Consider the following 19,338-nt stretch of genomic DNA (forward strand, 5'->3'; position numbering starts at 1 on the left):
AAAAAATAGCATTCAAATCAGATCATAAAACACACTTAAAACAACGAAATAGGCTTATGTTAAAACACAAACTAATGAGGAACCCTGTTGTTATATCGACAGCCATTTTCCTCTTTCTTGCGGCTACAATCGCTGCTATTTATATCCTCTGGCTAGATATAACAGATAAGTTTTACCTGTGGATCGCATTAGGTGCGGTAACACTTTTTTATTCGTTGTTTCAGATCACTTTATGGCTAAAGAAAAAAAACAACAGCAAAGCGCTTAAGCTCGAAACTGAAGAAGAAGCGCTAGCTATGGTCATTCGCCCTCTTTTGGCGAAATCAAACAAAAAGCCTATTTACTTGATGATTGGAAATAAGTATGCGGGTCGAACTCAGTTCTTACTTAATTCCAGTGCTATCAAGCCAATGGATCAAACTCGAACTGCGAAGAATGATTTTTTCGAATGGTATGAGTCTGACTCAGCAGTTTATATCAAACCGGATCAGCGGCTATTGTTTCAAGAAGTGTCTAGTAACGACAGCGCTTTATGGGATGCATTTGTAGATGAGGTCATTAGACATAAGCCAAGAAAGCCATTTTCTGGTTGCTTGTTTTTTATCGATTTTGAATTTCTAATTGTCTCTGAAGCCGAACAGATCGATTACACGTTAACCGCGCTTAACCATCGATTAGAATCAGTAAGTGAAAAAACATCTTCAGCGATCCCTTTATATTTAATGATGTCTAAGCTCGACAAGCTAGAAGGATTTAAGGAATACATACACTTTAGTTCTTTAAAGACCTCGGTTGAATTTCTATCAATTCCATTAAAGGAAGCTAAAGGTGTATTTGTTGAGTACTACCATGATAGCTTCCGTAATTTAGTAAAAGTAATGGAGAGCAATGCGTTAGATTCGTCGTCTCACTCTAATGACGTTAACGAGAAGCAAGCCATATTAGCATTCCCTAAACAATTCGAATTGTGCCAGTCTGAAATTGCTTCTGTGATAGAACGACTTTCAGAACTCAATACTGGGTCTTATTCTCTTGATATCCGTGAAGTGTTTTTTATATCGAATATCCAAGGTGGTAGAAAATACAACCTATTAGCTAAGAGTTGCAGCAACTACTTTAACTTGCCGATCATTGCGTCGGAACATACTCAGTTAACAGAAACGCCCTATTTTACGCGTTTCTTAATGGACTCTCAGATCCTGCCTGAATCTGATTTCGCAGGTGAAAACAAGACTTACCTTAGGATGATCCAGAGGCAGAGCCGTCTAGCCGTTGCAGCTTCCATTATTTTACTAGGTAGTGGTGCTTACCTGTTTTCAACGACTTTAGATGACAACCTGAGAGTGATTAGTCAGCTTATTGGCATAGATGATTCACAATCGTCTTCCCCAAAAGGCAATTCTTTTGAAAGTTCTCTTTCAAGTGCGATCCAAACTGTACAGCCATCTTATCAAGCATGGCTTAGTGGTTCACAAGCGCTAGATAATGAACTTGTGAATATGAATGTAAGTCGTCTCGATGAAAGTACGAAAATCGCTTATAACGCCCTCATAATGCAAATTAGAAACCACTTAATGCCAGTAATTGAGCAAGGTTATCGTTTGCAACTAACACAAAATCAAGACAACGTTAACAATGCACTGCCTTTACTAAAAGGTTACTTAATGTTGAATGATCCTACAAAACGCGAGATAAAATTTCTACGTCAGCAAACGATGTCAACGCTACAAAAACTCAGTGATCAACCAGACACGATCACGACAGTGATGAAATATTTGGACGCATATTTCCGCACTGATTTTGAACCTGTATCGATCAACATGAATATGGTGCGTGCGACAAGGCGTTCTCTACTCTCTAGTTCAAATGTAGATCTTGTGTACGCCAGCTTGTTACAACAAGCAGGTGATATTGATTTAGGCACTTTGAATTTACAGCGAGCAGTCGGTTTCGACTTTAATAATGTCTTCAACGACAACTTGGATCCTCAACGATTAGAAATCGATAAAGTTTACACATCTACAGGCTTCAGTACGTTTTACCGCCCTCGCGTCGATTTAATGTCGCAACAAGTCATCACCGACAACTGGGTATTGGGTTTGTCAAACCACGTAATCCCAACAGACAAAGAACAAGAGACATTCAAGAAGCAAGTAAGAAAAAAATATACGGATGACTACATCAGTTATTGGCGAAATGCTTTAAGCGAACTAAAAGTAAAGCGTTATAACAATATAGGGGAGATTACTAACGCCATTGATCTGATCTCTGGCCCATCTTCTCCGATGACAACGGTTCTAAAACAAGTTTATACAAACACGCAGTTTTCACCGATCGGTCAACAAGGAGCATTAATGGCTCAAGTTAACCCTAAACTTGCGGGTGCCGTAAAAGCAGCACCAGAACTCGTTGAAGAAGTTGTAAAGCCTGACTACTTATTAATGAAAAGAGTTGAACAAGCTTTCCACATCTTGAATCAATTGCAAATTAACGAAACCCCAAACTCCCCTACACCATGGGATGAAACGATAACTGCACTGAGCAGAGTTCGTACGTATATGAAAGATATAGCAGACGCACCGGACCCTCAAATGGCAGCGTTGTCTGCAGCACAACACCGGATGAGTAGTACGGATGCCGATCCTCTGATTCGTTTAAAACAAATTGCACAAAAATCTCCTGAGCCCGTAAGAAGTTGGCTTTTAGACGTAGTTAACCAGAGCTGGTCCGTGATGATTTCTGAATCATCAAAAGGAATACAGACTCTTTGGTATAGTGAGATCTATTCTAAGTTCAAAGAGTTAGGTTTAGGACGGTACCCTTTTGATCTAAGTGCAACAGAAGAAATTTCGATCGAAGACTTTGAGCTGCTTTTCGCATCGGGAGGTTTGCTTGATGCTTTTATCGATAAAAATTTCGCTCCTTTTTATGACACAAACCTATGGACGCCAAAACAAGTAGAAGGTGAAATTATGCCTCTCTCACCAGAACTGCTTGTTCAGTTAAGAAATTACAATGTCATCAGAGATACACTAATCAACAAGAGTACAAACCGTTTGTACCTTCCATTTAGTGCGAAGGTACTTGATCTTGATTCTAGTGCGATCAGAGCAAGCTTAAAAATAGCGGACTCGAATATCAACTATTACCATGGTCCTAGCAGAATTCGTGAACTTGAGTGGCCTCCTCAAAATGGAGATTTCAATATCAGTATAACAATTCAAGATGTAACAGACGAAGGTAAACAACATGTACTGAGCAAGAATGGTCAATGGGCTATCTATCGGTTATTTGGTGACTCAACATTAACAAATACCCATAACGGTAGCTTCGTGAGTGATATAAAAGTATCAGGCAGAGATCTGAGCTTGCGAATCACTCCTTTGACTCAGAAAAACCCGTTTACGTTAGCGGAGCTGTATAACTTCACTCTACCCGAAGCCATATAGTAAAAATACAAATACAAATACAAATACAAATACAAATACAATAATAATTCAGAAAAGGCAGAACACATGATGTCCAACATTAGTTTACAAGGCTTAGACAAACTAGATCGTAAAATTCTTTCGAATCTACTCTCCAATGGGCGAGAATCGATTGCTAATCTTTCTCGCAACATCGGCTTGTCGCGAACAGCAGTCGCTGAACGCATCAACAGACTTGAAAAAACCGGTATTATCAAAGGGTATACGGCACAAATAAGAGTAGAAAATGACGGGAGAAAAGCGGCAAGTTATTTGCTAATTTCTTGTGAAAAAGGTAAGAAAAATGATGTAAGTAATGCATTAAAAGAACTACCTGAAGTCAGACTTACAAGCATTGTTGGTGGTACCTACGACATTATTTCTTTGATTGAAGCTCCTGATCTGCAATCAATACACCATTTATGTAATGAGATAGAGTCTTTCAATGGCATTCGCTCTCTCAATACAACAGTAGTGCTACACCAGCCAATCAGTCGTTAAAAATAAAGCCGCTCTTATGAGCGGCTTTTTTAAATGCCTCCAATTACTCTAATCTTCGCATCTTTCGTACCTGCTTGACCCAACCAAAAAGTTTGCCCTAAACTCGTCCCATCACCTTGACCGAGTTGGTTCTTTGGAACTGAGTCTAAATCAACGGTTAGCTTTAAATCCCAAGACATGGGGTCACGAAGAATAAAACGCATCAACCCCACTAAAGTTTTATGGAAATCTCCTCCATAGGAGAACTTTCGGAACGTCTCGAAATCAATGTTATCAATACAAAGATTAAACTTACCGTTTAGATCTGGGATGCTCTTACCTAAATGTAAATTTGAACCCAAAATACAATTCGTTCTATTTAATTGATTCCTTTGGCATTCGGCAATTTTTACTCTTCGAAAGACCCACTCTTCGATTCGAACACTTGGTAATGAAAAATAGTGCGCAACAATGCCAGAAATAAGTTTCGGAGAGCGTGTCCTGGTAGATAGCTGATTGACGTAAGACAAAATCTTTGCACGATCAAGCCCGATCGTATCGGACTCTTGAATAACATTAGACAACCCTGCTAGGTGCAGCATACGCCCAGAAAAGTCATCTGTTGCATCGCTTTGATACTGAACATGATAACGGTACTTTTTCCAAACACGATAGATTAAACTGGTATATCTGTTATGAAAGAAATCAAAGAAGTCTCTAACTGGATTATCATCATCTCTACCTACTAATTTTTCTGTATAGTTCGCGGGCAAAGGTGAACTTGAACCGTGTAATCCTAAGAAGTTAGTTTCAATTCTCGAATAGTGCTCACCAGACCTTTCCATATGACTGATGAATTCCATATCACTTTTGGGGAAACAGAGGTTTGGTGAGACACTAAACGCAATTCTCTCTTGATAAAAATATTTGTTTTCACCAACCGCTACAAAATCACTGCCCGGTAATAGTTGGTAGTGCTTCTCTAACAACAAAACTGCTTGAAAAAAGCTAAATTCGTTTATTTTTTCTGATAATTCATCAATCATAAGATTGTTTGCTGTCCGGTTAAACTTGCCCATTGGTAGCTTTCGCCACTGCGTTCATCGTAGACTTCTAACTCTGTAAATGAGTTAACACTTGAATATAAGCGTATGAACTCATTCAATACATTTGCCATCAAAAACATGTCCCCTTCATTGACAAAAAAACTAGAGTTCATCTTAAGCTTAAATTGATTACCACGAACGGATACCCCTCTAAACACTCTATCGATAGGTTTCATTTCTGATGAGATAATGCCGTCAAGCCTGTGCAACGAAGCCCTATGAGCCTGCCTATCTACTCTAGAATGGAAGTCATATGTAGACAGTAAAACCTTGAGTACATCAATATTAGAGAGCGATAGATAATTCAATGACATATTAGCAATCAGTTGCCATTGGAGTTCGCCATTCACTTGCGGGCTAACAGATTGCGTAGGTTTAGTAATATTACTAAACGTGGCGTAAGTTGGAGATTTATGTGTGGTATATATGATGTCTCCTACAGACAATCTTTCAGACAAATCTGCATTACTGCACAATAACTTCATCAAAACCGTTTCGGTTCCTAGGTCTGCAATATCCCCATTGTGGGTATGAAAAGATATATAACGCTCAAGCCCTCTTCCACTCACTCGCTCTGAAACTTTTGACTTGTAGAAATCACGTTTATCTCTTTGATTTATTTGGTGTTCAAAGGACTCAAATTCAATAAGAGGTTTTCGTCGCCTTTCATTTTTGCTCCAACTTTCTACTTGGTTTATTGAATAAACTTCGTAGTGATCCTGGTTGTCACTCTGTGGCCGAACTTTATACTCATTGCGACGATGTTCAAGCCGAATTGGATCACCATCTTTTTCGAATAGATTTACAGCTGGCGTACAATGTAGCCTTAAGTGCTTATCTTTCAGAACAACTTCGGCAGGTAATGCTCTCTTAAAATGGAATTTAAGGTTCACAGTACTTCTTTGTGGTATCCCTTTTAGCCAATCGAGACCCGTAATATCAAAAAACATAAATTTGTCTGGCAAAGAAAAATATTCTTGCAACAAACGATAACCTGCAAATGAATTGTCGCTATATGGCAGTATTGCTTCGTTGTCTTGGTACCCAACCGGTTTAACAAATTCAGGTCCAAGTTTACGTTTATACCCACCGCCCACGTCTAACTCGACGTAGTCTAAATATCTAAATATCCATAAGAAAAGAATTCTAGTTATATGGATCTCACCATGTAAATGAAACCTTAATTTGTCTAACCCGATACGAGATAACTCTAGCCCATGTTCAGTCGCAAGTGTCACATCAACAGATGAGCTTGTTCGACTGTTGCTTTGGTCAATGCTTGTGATTTTTAAGGGGAAAAGCTCTACGTCATAGCAGGTTCTGAATAAACATTGCGTACCTTCCACTTGTTCACTAGCCATCTCAGCCCCACGCTTCACCACTGTTTTTTCAGTGACACTTCCGGAGTGTGGCGTTAGTTCGCTAATGCATAACGAAGGAATCGAGCGCATGTAATGTGGCCACAACAGCGTCATTAACGACTGAGTGAGCTCTGGGAGTTCATCATCAATCTTTTCTCTAATACGGCCAGTAAGAAACGCAAAACCTTCAAGAAGACGTTCTACATCAGGATCGAATGTTCCTTCAGATAAAAAGTTGGTCAGTTTTGGATTGTACTTGGCAAATTCGCTGCCGGACTCTCGTAGATATGTGAGTTCATCTTGAAAGTATTTACTGTTACTCAATGGGCACCTACTAAACGTTAAATTGGCCGTCAGTTCCCATATAGACATCGATAGACATCGGAACTTTTCCACCGTTGTGTAAGACTTCTCCGCATATGCCAAAGCCTAATTGAAGAGGGTTGTTGTGATTTTCTCGGTAATGCACTTCAACGCTTCGTAGCCGAGGTTCGAAGCTTTCTATTGTGGAAGTGATGTTCTTTTGGATGTGACGAACTAAATTGGTGTTGTTCGATAGAACATCATTGAAATCAGGTAAGCCATATTCCCCATCGATCATTGCATTACCCGCATGAGTATTAAGCAAATCAGCAAGGTGCAGATGAATGGATTCAATTAAATGCCTATGTGAAACCACTTTTTCATAACAGTTTTTCGGCTCACCAAGTTCAATTCTTTCTAATAATCGGTAACCTTTTTCCATATAACACTCTAAGTAAAAAAGCAGCCAGTGAACCTGGCCGCTTATTTATTTCCAAACTTATTATTGGTCTAGCTTACCAACCAAAGATAAGTCAAAGCTCGCGCCCATGTACTTGAAGTGAGGACGAACAGACATTGATACTTTATACCAACCTGGATCACCCTCAACGTCAGACACTTCGACTTTAGCCGCTCGTAACGGTCGACGACCACGAACTTCTGCTGGCGGGTTCTCTTGGTCAGATACGTATTGACGGATCCATTTATTAAGCTCAACTTCCAAATCGGTACGCTCTTTCCAAGAACCAATTTGCTCACGTTGAAGTACTTTAATGTAATGAGCTAAGCGGTTAATAATGAACATGTAAGGTAGCTGAGTACCCAATTTGTAGTTCATCTCAGCTTGCTTGCCTTCAGGTGTATTCGCAAACACCTTTGGTTTTTGAACTGAGTTTGCCGAGAAGAACGCTGCGTTATCAGAACCTTTACGCATTGTTAAAGCCATAAAGCCTTCTTCTGCAAGTTCATACTCACGGCGGTCAGAAACCAGAATTTCGGTTGGGATCTTAGTTTCGATCTGACCCATCGCTTCAAAGTTATAAACCGGTAAATCGGTTACCGCACCACCACTTTGCGGGCCAATAATGTTTGGACACCAGCGATATTTTGCAAACGACTCACTGATCTTTGAAGCCATAGCATAAGCTGAGTTACCCCAAAGGTAATTGTCATGGCTGTCTGTAACCATTTCATCGTAGTCAAACGCCTTAATTGGGTTGTCTTCAACTGAGTATGGCGTACGCAGCATAAAACGTGATGTACAAAGCCCCACATAACGTGCGTCTTCGTGCTCACGGAATCCGCGCCACTTAGTATACTGAGGACCTTCAAATACCGACTTTAAGTCTTTTAAGTTTGGTAATTCTTCATAAGAATCTAAACCAAAGAATTGAGAAGATGCAGAAGTAATAAATGGTGCATGAGACATAGCACCTACATTACCCATATATTCCATTAATTTGATATCAGGCGAAGACGCAGATAGTTGGTAGTCACAAATAACGGCACCTACCGGCTTACCACCAAATTGACCGTATTCACGAGTATAAATCTGCTTATACAAACCTGATTTCACTACTTCAGGAGCATCTTCAAAATCATCTAGAACTTCGTCTTTCTTAGCCGAAATAAGTTCGATTTGAATGTTTTCACGGAAGTCCGTGTGATCAACAAGATATTTAAGACCACGCCATGTTGATTCAATCGCTTGAACTTCTTCGTTGTGAAGAATTGCGTCAACCTGTTTAGACAACTTTTGATCAATCTCAGAGATCATCAAATCAACTAAAGACTGGTCTACTTTTTCTACTGTTGAGCTGCTTAATAACTCACCAATGAATGCTTCAACGCCACGCTTTGCAACGTCAAAACCTTCATCACTAGGTTTAAGGCGAGTCTCATTTAGAATGCTATCCAGAAGAGAGCCTGACTCAACTAGAGCTGCTTCTTGTTCTGGTGCTTGTGCTTCTGCCGACATGATCTTCCTTACTCTGCTTTTTCGCCTTGGTCTGCACCAATGCTTAGTTCATCCAAAAGTTTCTTTCTTGCTTCTTCATCTTGAAGAACTGCTGCAATCTTCTTACGGAAAGCAGGTACATTCCCTAGAGGGCCTTTCAATGCAACCAAGGCTTCACGAAGTTCTAGTAAACCATTCAGCTCAGGAACGCTCTTCGCAATCGACTCTGGAGTAAAGTCCTTCATATTTTTGAATGTAATATCAACGCCAATTTGCGCACCTTCTTCATCAGAAAGACGGTTTTCAACATTTGCTTTGATATTCGGAGCGTAACCTTCTAATACTTCGTTAAAGTTATCTTTATCGATATTAATCGGATTACGCTCTTCGATCGGAGTTTCATCTGCACGAGCAGTGAAGTCACCGACAACCATCATACTTAGGGGCAGTTCAACATCATCAGACGCATCGCCTGTTGCTGGAACATAACGTATATTAATTCGCTCTTTCGGAGCCACCGAGCCATCACGTGACATAATTAGTCCTTTCTAGTTTATTGCTGGTCATAAATTGTTTCCCATTCGCTATATCTCACAGGTAAAAAATCCTTAGTTCGATATAGTTCCTTTAGAGTTTTTTGAATTAGATTTTCTAAAGAAAAAAACAAATGGGGTTCCCAAATTGATAGATTTAGTTCCTTAGCCACCGCCCAACTTTGTTCCAAGTAAGGCAAGCACAAAGGGTATAAACCAACACTTTGGTAGGCTTTCACTAACTTTAAGTGCAACATGAATTGTCCACGACCGGAGTTATCCAACTCGAGTTTGTTTGACAGTTCAGCCACATATTTACCCAAGTCACCTAGGGCAATATCCTCCATCTCAGATAGATCATCTTCAGCTACAACAATAGTTTGAATTATTGACGACTTACCCGAAGGACAAGCGTTACCTGTAGACAACCAAGTAATCGTTGCTTCATCCGCAAATGGAATAGAATTTTTGAAAGAGAGGTTCTCAATTCCCTCAAAAGAATCGACAAATCTCTTTGTTTCTTGCTTTACAGCCAACGCAGCTTCGTCATACCCAAGGTTGTCTAACATTGAATAAACGAAATAATGCCCAGTCAGCCAAAATGGCGCATCAGTAAGTGTTCGTTCTAGACGCTTGATCGTATCGATATCACTTTCTTGATTTGCTTTATCTCGATATTCCGCCTGCTGGTCTGATGAAACAGCGAGGCTAAGAGGCGTTAGATTGTCTTTGTGATCAGGTAAACCATCAACGTCGGCCCATGTCAGGTGACGGTAAATCCGATATCCTAAAGGTTCAGTCGGATTTGAATGCACCATGATCTCAGACACTTTTTTTAACGTACGCTTTGATGCAGTCGGAGACGAAAAATCTGTATCAACGTCTACAGTGCTGTGTTCTCGAGGTTTATTTCGTTTCTGATTAGGCGTGGTGTGCGTCTTCGGACTGTCAGCTTCTTGGCCTTGTGGAACGATCGCTTTCTCGGACAGTGCAACAACATCAATGAGCGGTTCTGAATCAGCCTCGCTGTGTTCAACCAACGTTTCTTCATTTAGAGATGCGTTCTGCATTAGTTGATTCAAATGACTTTTTAATTCGAAAAAGTCTACATCAGAGTCTTGAAATATCTCGTCAAACTGACGCTGGATACCTTCAGTTAGTGTGGTACATCGAGATAGAACTTCCCAGTCAAGGGATTCTGCAGACAATTTAGTCGCCACGAGTTTGAATTGATGATTGAGCCACTCAACAGCCCCATCTCTACCTCTTTTTCGTTTAGGGTATAACTCATGACCAAAACGACTGATTGAGTCATTGAGCAAAGATAACCCTTCCTCAAGCCCTATCACGCCTTTATCCTCTACCAAAGAACGGATTAGATAACAAAGCGCTTTAAGATCCTTACTATGCTGACTTAGCACTTCAATCGAATGAACTTTTACTATATGCCAGTCAACAGTCTCACCAAATAATGAACCAAATTTTTTCACTTCGGCTTCCATCATTTCATAGCAAAACTCGTACCTAGCATCCTCACCAGTTGGTGAGTGTTCAGATATTGGTGCTAATAGCGTTTCAGTATCGATCAGACTCAAGTTAACCTCTGCTTTCAGAATTGTAATTTCTAATTGCTCGCTCGATTGCTATAGCACCTCGCGCTGGTTTAGATAGTTGATGACTTTTGTCTATAGAATCACTTGCCATACTATTAAGAATTTCCGTTATTTCGCTGAATTTCTTAGGGGCATTAGTCTCTAGATCAGCTAACGAGTCGTGAAGTTTCTGTCGACCAAATACTGACTGTTCAGTTACAGTACTGAACAAGATAAATTCGCTTCTTGCTACTTTTAGAGCTCTTACTTTAGCTTTCAATTTTGGCGTGTTACCAAAAAATGATTGCGCAGCTTCTGCCTCAAGAATTGCTTTGGTGTAATAATGCTGCTTTGCATTTTTCTCTATCGAGGCATCTATTCCGCTGAGCACTTTTCGCGGTAATACATGACTATAAAAATAGGCTCTTGACTGGTTTACTTTCCAAGCAGTTTCAATATCACTGTCTGCAACATCTGATTTCCCATCTAAGATGAGTTCGACTAAACGCTGTTCTTGATTCCCACCAAAGGCGGCAATATTTTGCGAATTGATGGTCGCCTTATTCAGACTTGCCATCGTTTCCGTCAGCGCTTTATCTGCATAAGGAAATAGAGAGCCGTCACTGTTCAGTTTTTCTCGCAAAACAACGAGATCATGCCGGATCGACATCAGAGTTTTAGGAAGTAGATCGACCGCCCCTTCATATTCATTCAAGTCCGATTCATAGTTTTTATACAACTTAGCTAATTTGCTCTGTTGGACTTCATAAGCTTCTCGGTAAGGAGCTGTCGAGACGACATCTTTTTCCATATCTTGTAACGCGAATTCAATATCCCATGGAGACTGCGCTAAAAAAGACGCGGTTTGTGCAGGTTTAATAGTGCTCACAAGGCTACTTGAACTGCTGGTCGATTTAACAATCGATTTCCATTCAGGCTGACCTTGGTTATATAAATATGTGCCAGTGATAATTACGACACACAGAACCAAACTCGCTTCTAAGTATCGAAGTCGACCACTTTGAATTCTGTCAATAGTTCGATGTTTGGTTAGAACGAGATCAGCATTCCGTAAACTACTAAATAAAGGAGCACTTACATCAGCACCAAATTTTTGGGTATCGATCTTGGCTAGTTGCTGCGCAAACGAAGTTGCTGTATATCTGTGCTGTCGAGGGTTGTTGACAACCTCTTTAATTAACTTCCATACATGGTTAGGGATTAAACCTGGTCGTTTTTTTGCTTGTAATTGAGTTGTCCAAGCATCGCCAAATGCAGCACCAAGAAATAGATGCCCAGTTAATAACGCCAATGAATAGACGTCATCTTGAGGTTGAGCCACGCCAGACTTTATAAACGCAGGAGACGCATAGCTCATGCTTGCTTCTGCGTAAGTATTAGATTCACCAACATAACGAGCAGCACCAAAATCGATCAGCTTTACATAATCGGACTCTGTAACAATAATGTTTGAAGGTTTAATATCTAAATGGCAGACACCTCTCGTGTGCATAAACTCAAGCGCACCAGACAATTGATATATCAGCCACGCAATATGATCATGCCTAAAACCTTTAGGAGTATGACGAGCCATTTTTTCAGCCAAAGATTCACCCTGAATCCACTGATACATAAAGTATGGTCTATCGAACTCTTTGCCTATTTTAATGAAATCAGCAACACTAGGATGTTGAGACATCTCAAGACGACTGGCTTCATTAATGATTAATTCATTCGCAAGTTCAGATGAACCTTCATTTAGAACCTTACAGCAAACCTGTTTTTCAGGGTTCCCTTTCTTTGCCAGGTGATAAACAGTCGTTTTGCCATTTTTTGAAGGTAATGTATCTAACACGTCAAATTGGGAGAAAATCACATACTCTAGCTTGGGCTTATTTTTATTAGCCATATTCTGAGCTTGCTGATTTTTCTTTTCGATCGCTTTCACAACCAACTTATCTAGATAACCTTTGGCTGTCCCTTGCTTTTCTGACACGCTAAACTCTTTATCAAACGAAATAAATTAATGCTGGATAATAATTACTGTCCAATACCCTTTTCAATAGCAGTATTTAAAACCATCAGTAAGACTATTAATTCAGTTATTATTACTAAACAACCGAACATTACGACAAACGCTTTAACTAACTAATTTTGGTTAAAAATTAGGGTACTTATCCACGTAGATAACGAACTAAAAATACATTGTTAACTGAGTCACATTTTTAGTTCATTCTAATAAAAACGAATTGTTCGTTTATCTGAGTAATGTTCAGAAATAATATTGATTATCTCTATAATTGGAATAGGTGTTTGGGAAGTGGATTCACCAAATAGGAATTAGGAATAGTTCGATATCAAGTGAGTATGGTAAAGCACTGAAATACTGCTCACTTATCATAAAACCATCAAGCCCCGCTCCTAAGCTTGAGTTCGTCATTGGAATGTACAACGCTATATTTAATTACGATGATAAAAAATACACATCAGTTTCATTAAGGTGTTAAAAATTTAGAGATAGAGCGGTGCAGCAACTAAAGCGGCTTGATGAATAAATTGGATCTAAATAAACGCTAAGACTAACTTTGTCTACTGAATCGCCTTTCAGATAATTTTCATGTGATAATGATTATAATATTAACGTTTCGTATCACGGCTATGTAATCAGGTCTGTTTCATACAAGTGAGTTGGAGCAACGCCCTTTCTCCTTTAACATCAAACATTAACAGGGTTACAGGGCTATTGTGCGTTACCTCTTGGATAGTGCAGGCCATTAATGCCAATGCAGAACAACTACCCAATGTGCCCCATAAATCATTAATTAACGTGGGCTGCTGTGGGTTATCAAAACATTCGGCGCGTGCACCTAACGCGAATCCATAATCTTCAGTATGAGACCTCAGATTAGTCATATCAGAGAATACAGGCCCAAAACTCTTGATATTGCGACTCGCATTCCTGACGAGCTTCATTACTGACCTTCGCGTTGTATTTGCAGGTTCTACTTCGAAATAACCTAACTTTGCTTTGGGTTTAAGCTTTAACGTTTGCACCAAGTTATTCCGACATAACAGTAAACCCGCCCCGCCCTCACTCGGTATTATGCCCCATGGATTAGTCGAACTCATGACATCTCCAGCTTCGATTAAGTCACTGAGATCATCAACAAGTGAATCTACTGAGATACTCATTATTGCATCGAATTGGTTCAACTTAACCAATGATGTGGTCAAGTATGATGGTCCACTTTGTTGAACCACTTCATAACGTGATATTGAATCACAATGCTTACATTCACTTAACCACTGACTCATCTCCACTGCAGAAATAGAGCCCGGTACATTGACGAGTAACGGAATAGGCTTTAATGATGTAGGTAACTGCTTTAAAAGAGAGTCGATCAAGCTCTCAATAAGCGCCGAACACTTGTCAAACAATGATGTACTGGAAATGTATTCAATGCTAGCGTACGTGAACCTTTCAATCCCATCACCGGCCACTTGCTGATCGAACCTTCCCAAATCCGCTTTGGCAACTGTTGTGGCAATATCAAGATTCATGCCCGTTGGTGTCATGGCTTCCATACCAATAACGAATCGTGCTGAATTGTTATTCATTATCGGACAACTCCTGTTTTTTATGGATCTTCGTTGACACTAAAAGATGCTCCTCGCCTTGACATGGAAAGGCAGCGCTGTAACTGATTGAAAGTATGCGAGCCTCTGTATCAATGAAAACCGTAGAAATAGGCATATCTACTTGATAGTTTGCATTTTTAAATTGAGCTTCTGCTACATACATCTCTTGGGGGAAACGGAAAGAGAGTGCATCATTATGGCAAAAGCCACTCATCATCAATCGTTCACCGCCAGATATGAAGCCTTTGCATTGTTGGTCTAGTGGCGCACTCTGATAAAAACGTTGGTCAAAGTCTACGGGATAAAGAGGTTTCCTATTCTCTAGCCAATCGTCATCAAAAGTGCCAGCATATTGCTGACGAGCCCCAAAAAATGGGGCTAACGGGCCAAATCCAGCAACCCGTGTATTCTTGGGTGTCGCACTCCAATCTTCCGTAGGATAAAAAACCGAAGGAACCTTCTGTTTCAATAGTTCCCCTTTAGTATCAGCAATACCTCCGCCGAGCCGGTTTCTTAAATCGCCTCCGATAGCACAGGAGAAATCGATCTCTTTTTCCACAAATGGGAGTGGTTTACTTAGCGTTACGCTACCTCCGTGTTCAATCCATTGCCTATCACCAAGTACCGATATGGTTTTGTCGATATGGCCATCAATCAAAAGCCGACACTCATGGTACGTAACTGCCTTTTTCGCGTAGCTTCGGGCCTTACCGAAAATCAGTACATCTGTGTTGGTTTTAACAACTGAGAACTCTTGGTCAGCTTTCATCGCGGAAAGCCCTGCTTCACCCAGATAGACAGGATCGTCATAGATCTCTGCCTCTTCTTGCTCCTTCCAAACAGAACCTACGAGTTGCCATGAACGTTTTCCAACGACAATCCACACCTCATTGCCATTATGGTCCCGTTGAAAACGGCCCTTGATTGAAAGTTCTGGATGGTTCTCAATATCCCACAACTGCATTATTATTCCTTAGATTAAACCTTTCTGAGGCTGTTGAATTCTGGGTTAGTCGCGTGATATTCCACTCTTGTTGATGAACTGGCATAGCCATATCCCAAGGGATGTATGAGCGAGTATGGAGGCAAACCTGACGCCAAATCCAAACCCTAAAAGCAGCACTGACTTGAGTATCGAACATGGCTTGGATACTGGTTTCTAGAGTCAAAGGTTGTCCCAATCGACCCGGTGACGCTTGTCTGTAGGCGCCAATTTCGACCCATTCTTTTAGCTTTTCGAGTATTTCGTGCCACTCAAAGTCTATCCCCAAATTTTTTGGTGTCACTGGTAAACGTTTCCCATAGACAATGTAAAGCGCTTGGATCCAATCCTCACCTTCGAACTCGTCAAGGCTTGATACTAATTCAACTATTTTCGGAACATGTTCATTCAGACCGTGTAATACAAAATCGAACGGAGCCTGTACACTACTCAGATTAAAGCTCTCAAACTCTTTGAGCTCCAAAAGTTTGGCAAAAGTGACCACTTCAGGATCAGATACACTATCGATTGAGGTACCAAATTCCTGACGAAACCATGTCCCTCTATCCTCTTTCGTAAGTAATCGCTCAAACAGGTTCTGACTGCTATTTGAGTTTTCAGCTAACCAGGCAACGCTTTCTGCATCATTTTGTAACGATAAAAATAAATGTGTTTTATGCTCAGAAAACCGCTTATCTTTAAGCCAACGTTTTAGCAGACCAACTGTGACAGTTTGGCGTAACTGTAAGCACTCCAAGTAAAGCAGGGGCAGTTTACAACCACCTTCAACCATTTCGATTACCACAGAGTCGATACCTGATAATGGTGACTGAACAACTAGCAATTTTGCGGTTTGGTAATCCAAAACATCAAGTATCGATAAACCACAAAGTAGGTTTTCGTGCTCTTGTCCAATCTCAGAATTCAACATGAGCCAAGCATAAATGGTTGGTTCGCTCTGCTTTAATTGATGAATCAATCCCGGAGCCAATCGATAGAAAGACAAATAAACATTTTTTAGGTCTTCAATCTGACGCTCAGCCAGCGCCAAATACTCCAGTTTAGCGCTTGGGTATCCCCTTTTATGTACTTGTAAGCGTTGCTTTAACAAGAAACCGAGTGTCTCCGAAGCCAGTGACAGCTTTTCATTACACATATCCAGCCATTTGGTAGGAAGCTCGTCCAATAAAGTGAGCGTACTTTCCGCATTAGTGATGGCGAGTTCCAAACCTTCATTAGTAATCGGCTTGTTTAGTTGATCAATACCTATTTTTTGACGCATCCGTGAATCCAATCTAGTAACACGATCAATTGATCGCGATGGTGCCGCCTTGAATTTTTTGAGCCTTCTCTGCTTGAGAAGTCACATATTTGGCTTTGGTGGTAATTCGGCCATCACGGCCGCTGTAACGAGTCTCTGTTTCGCCACTTCTCACAATTAACTCTTGTTCCGTTTCAATAACCATTTTCTTTGCTCTCAGTACAAACTCATCCGAGTCATCAACAATGGAGAAAAAGATATCTGTGACTAAAGGAAGGTTAAAGTCGTTATTAAGAAACTCGATACGACATGAAAGGTTGTTATCAATAGCAAGTTGCAACTCGGCTAATTTAAACCCTCTCCCCAACCTCGCATTAATTGGCTGCAGCAACGGGTTTCCTTCGAAATCGACGCGAACACCACTCTTAGTTTCGTTAATCGATACAATCGTTCCAAAACGCGAAAAGCAAGCCGTTGATTCGGCTTGCTGTTCGGTGATGGTTTGTATAATTGGGGTTTGTTTTTCCATCATTAATTGATCGCCACGTTTCCACCTTTGATTACAACTTTATCGCTTCCTTCGATGGTTATTGAGGAACCTGACAACTTGATAGACCCGTCACTATTCATCACTAATGACGAACCACCTGTTTTGAGTACTATCTTGTCGCCGCTTATGACCTGCGTCGCACCATCGGCTTTGTATGAAGTGTTTCCTTTAACAGAGACCGTTAAGTTGCCACCAACCGTCTGGTTATCATCGGCTCCTATATCAGAACTTTTTGATGCACCTACCGTTAAATTGCTGTTTTCACCAACATCCAAATCATCATTCTTACCAATCTTGGTAATTTGATTGTCTCCAATTTCTAAGTCAGAGTTGTTCTTAACATATTGAGTTTCATTAGCGTTGTAAGTAACGGATACATCTTGTTCGACAGTTTCAGTAAACGTGCTGTTAACTTGGGTGGTCTTGTGTCCGTCAATGGTCTCTTTGTGATCACCGTGAACATCATTTGTCTGATGGCGTGCAACCTTTAAAAACTCATCCTGGCCTATGTCGCGGTAACGGTTATTCAAGACCTTGGTCGACATGTCCTTTTGCGCATGAATGTAGACTTCTTCTTGGTTAGCTTCGTCTTCAAAGCTCAACTCGTTATAGCCTGTCCCTTTATGCGTTTGAGTTCTGAAAGTTGTACGCGTTTTGTTCTCTGGTAACGAATAAGGAGGATAATGAAGTCCGTTATAAACTGCACCAGTAACTAAAGGCCTATCAGGGTCTCCCTCTAGGAAGGTAACAACCACCTCATGACCGATGCGAGGTAGGTATACCGCCCCCCAAGTCGGTGCTGCCATTGATTGGCTAACTCGAATCCAACAACTGGAATGCTCATCGCTCTCGCCATAACGGTCCCAATGGAACTGAACTTTGATTCGCCCAAGCTTATCAGTATAGATTTCTTCGCCTGCAGGCCCCACAACGACCGCTGTTTGTGTACCTTCAACCAAAGGAGCCTCAAGTTTTGGAGCTCTAAACTCAACATTCCTAGGAATGCACGCAAACTGATTGTGATATGTAGTTGGCAGACCATTAGTTTCATCTTCATGAACCTGAGGGTCATGGCCACTATGCATTACCGATAACATGAGATAATCACGGTTGATTGCTGAACGTGGATGCTCACTGATACTAAAACTGTATCCAGACGCCAGCCTCATGACATTACTGGTCGCCTCCACTTGCTGATTATCAACAACATATTCAGACATCCATTCATTTGATCTTACTTGACCCATCATTGGATCAACGTAACGCCCTGGGAAATCGAACAATTTCAGGTCTAAATCGAGTTCGCCGGAACTGCTCATTTCCTGAGGGATTTTCGGAAACTCGTAGTTATAGTCAGTGTAAGTAACGTGGCCGGTTTTCACTCGATTCACAAGTTCAAGATCAGAGATATGCTCGCGATCTGCAACACCACCACCATCAGCATGATAAACAATAGGACCCAAATAAGACCCGTTTAGTGGTGAGCTCAATAACTCAGCTATTGCATCATTACTGTCGACAATAACCATTGTGTGGTTAGCTTCTGTATGCTCAAAGTAGTACCACATACCATGCTCTGCCAAAATTCGTTGAACAAACTCTAGGTCTGTCTCTCGATATTGGAGCACGTATTCTTTTGAAGGATATACGCCTGACAACTCTAATCGATAATCAGTTACTGACGCATCATCTAAAACTTCAGAGATGATCGCCGACGCTGATTTTTGTTGAAAAATTCGGCAGTCTTGTCTTTGGCTCAAAAACCAAGCTTGCGGAACAAGAGTCAGTTGGTAACGGGAGAATCTCCTACCCGATCCAAGGTAACGAACTTCATTAACTACGCCGTGAAAGCATCTCGCCGCACTGACACCTTGGCCATATAGAGTCAAACTACCTGGTTTACGGATGAGTGCATCAAATGAGATATCAGGATCAAGTGAAAGTAATGATAGGCTGATTTGAAAAGGCTTTGAAAGCTCTTCGATTACCTGAAAGCTCTCCACACGAAAATCATGCTCAGAGCCTTGCAGTTCAAACTTAAATTCTACGTCATTCACCATATCTTTTACCTGATACTAATAATAGAAATAGGGCCAACAGCAGTTGT

At 40.7% G+C, this 19,338-nt stretch carries 14 protein-coding genes; 2 read left to right on the forward strand and 12 right to left on the reverse strand.

Features of this window, described 5'->3' with window-relative positions; genetic code table 11:
• The first annotated feature begins 56 nt into the window (after positions 1-56).
• Together tssM and QWZ07_RS02350 are read left to right on the forward strand one after the other, a co-directional pair.
• Positions 57-3,449, forward strand: a complete 3,393-nt coding sequence (gene tssM, locus QWZ07_RS02345; RefSeq protein WP_192853947.1) for a type VI secretion system membrane subunit TssM — start codon at positions 57-59, stop codon at positions 3,447-3,449.
• Positions 3,450-3,515: 66 nt separating this feature from the next.
• On the forward strand, positions 3,516-3,968 hold the full coding sequence (locus QWZ07_RS02350) for an Lrp/AsnC family transcriptional regulator (RefSeq protein ID WP_017062578.1): 453 nt from the start codon (positions 3,516-3,518) through the stop codon (positions 3,966-3,968).
• A 29-nt stretch (positions 3,969-3,997) separates the two neighbouring features.
• Here the strand turns inward: QWZ07_RS02350 and tssG are convergent, their stop codons facing one another.
• The 12 genes from tssG to QWZ07_RS02410 form a co-directional block, all read right to left on the reverse strand.
• Positions 3,998-4,993 carry a type VI secretion system baseplate subunit TssG gene (tssG, locus tag QWZ07_RS02355; protein ID WP_192853946.1) on the reverse strand — a complete coding sequence of 332 codons (996 nt, stop codon included), beginning with the start codon at positions 4,991-4,993 and terminating at the stop codon, positions 3,998-4,000.
• Positions 4,990-6,738, reverse strand: coding sequence for a type VI secretion system baseplate subunit TssF (gene tssF / locus QWZ07_RS02360; RefSeq protein ID WP_192853945.1), 1,749 nt, complete (start codon positions 6,736-6,738; stop codon positions 4,990-4,992). The genes tssG and tssF overlap by 4 nt, the downstream gene beginning before the upstream one ends.
• A 10-nt stretch (positions 6,739-6,748) precedes the next feature.
• A complete protein-coding gene (gene tssE, locus QWZ07_RS02365; protein WP_017067543.1) occupies positions 6,749-7,159 on the reverse strand; it encodes a type VI secretion system baseplate subunit TssE in 411 nt (136 codons plus the stop codon).
• A gap of 60 nt (positions 7,160-7,219) precedes the next feature.
• Entirely contained in the window at positions 7,220-8,695 is a 1,476-nt protein-coding gene (gene tssC, locus QWZ07_RS02370; RefSeq protein ID WP_017062582.1) for a type VI secretion system contractile sheath large subunit, read from the reverse strand.
• Between the two features lie 8 nt (positions 8,696-8,703).
• Positions 8,704-9,210 carry a type VI secretion system contractile sheath small subunit gene (gene tssB, locus QWZ07_RS02375; RefSeq protein ID WP_017064520.1) on the reverse strand — a complete coding sequence of 169 codons (507 nt, stop codon included), beginning with the start codon at positions 9,208-9,210 and terminating at the stop codon, positions 8,704-8,706.
• Between the two features lie 17 nt (positions 9,211-9,227).
• Positions 9,228-10,802: a type VI secretion system protein TssA gene (gene tssA, locus QWZ07_RS02380; RefSeq protein ID WP_192853944.1), complete on the reverse strand. Its 1,575-nt coding sequence runs from the start codon at positions 10,800-10,802 to the stop codon at positions 9,228-9,230.
• A 1-nt stretch (position 10,803) separates the two neighbouring features.
• The gene (locus QWZ07_RS02385) at positions 10,804-12,795 is read right to left on the reverse strand and encodes a serine/threonine protein kinase (RefSeq protein WP_192853943.1); all 1,992 of its coding nucleotides are present in this window, start codon (positions 12,793-12,795) and stop codon (positions 10,804-10,806) included.
• Positions 12,796-13,463: 668 nt separating this feature from the next.
• Positions 13,464-14,417 (reverse strand): hypothetical protein, encoded by a 954-nt coding sequence (locus tag QWZ07_RS02390; protein ID WP_192853942.1) that lies wholly within the window; start codon positions 14,415-14,417, stop codon positions 13,464-13,466.
• The gene (locus QWZ07_RS02395) at positions 14,410-15,402 is read right to left on the reverse strand and encodes a DUF2169 family type VI secretion system accessory protein (protein WP_192853941.1); all 993 of its coding nucleotides are present in this window, start codon (positions 15,400-15,402) and stop codon (positions 14,410-14,412) included. The genes QWZ07_RS02390 and QWZ07_RS02395 overlap by 8 nt, the downstream gene beginning before the upstream one ends.
• Positions 15,383-16,702: a hypothetical protein gene (locus tag QWZ07_RS02400; protein ID WP_192853940.1), complete on the reverse strand. Its 1,320-nt coding sequence runs from the start codon at positions 16,700-16,702 to the stop codon at positions 15,383-15,385. Before QWZ07_RS02400 ends, QWZ07_RS02395 begins: the two co-directional genes overlap by 20 nt.
• Positions 16,703-16,727: 25 nt before the next feature.
• Positions 16,728-17,213, reverse strand: a complete 486-nt coding sequence (locus tag QWZ07_RS02405) for a hypothetical protein (RefSeq protein WP_065113073.1) — start codon at positions 17,211-17,213, stop codon at positions 16,728-16,730.
• Positions 17,213-19,291, reverse strand: coding sequence for a type VI secretion system Vgr family protein (locus QWZ07_RS02410; protein ID WP_192853939.1), 2,079 nt, complete (start codon positions 19,289-19,291; stop codon positions 17,213-17,215). Before QWZ07_RS02410 ends, QWZ07_RS02405 begins: the two co-directional genes overlap by 1 nt.
• Positions 19,292-19,338: the final 47 nt, after the last annotated feature.

It is taken from the genome of Vibrio lentus, from assembly GCF_030409755.1.
Lineage (GTDB): Bacteria > Pseudomonadota > Gammaproteobacteria > Enterobacterales > Vibrionaceae > Vibrio > Vibrio lentus.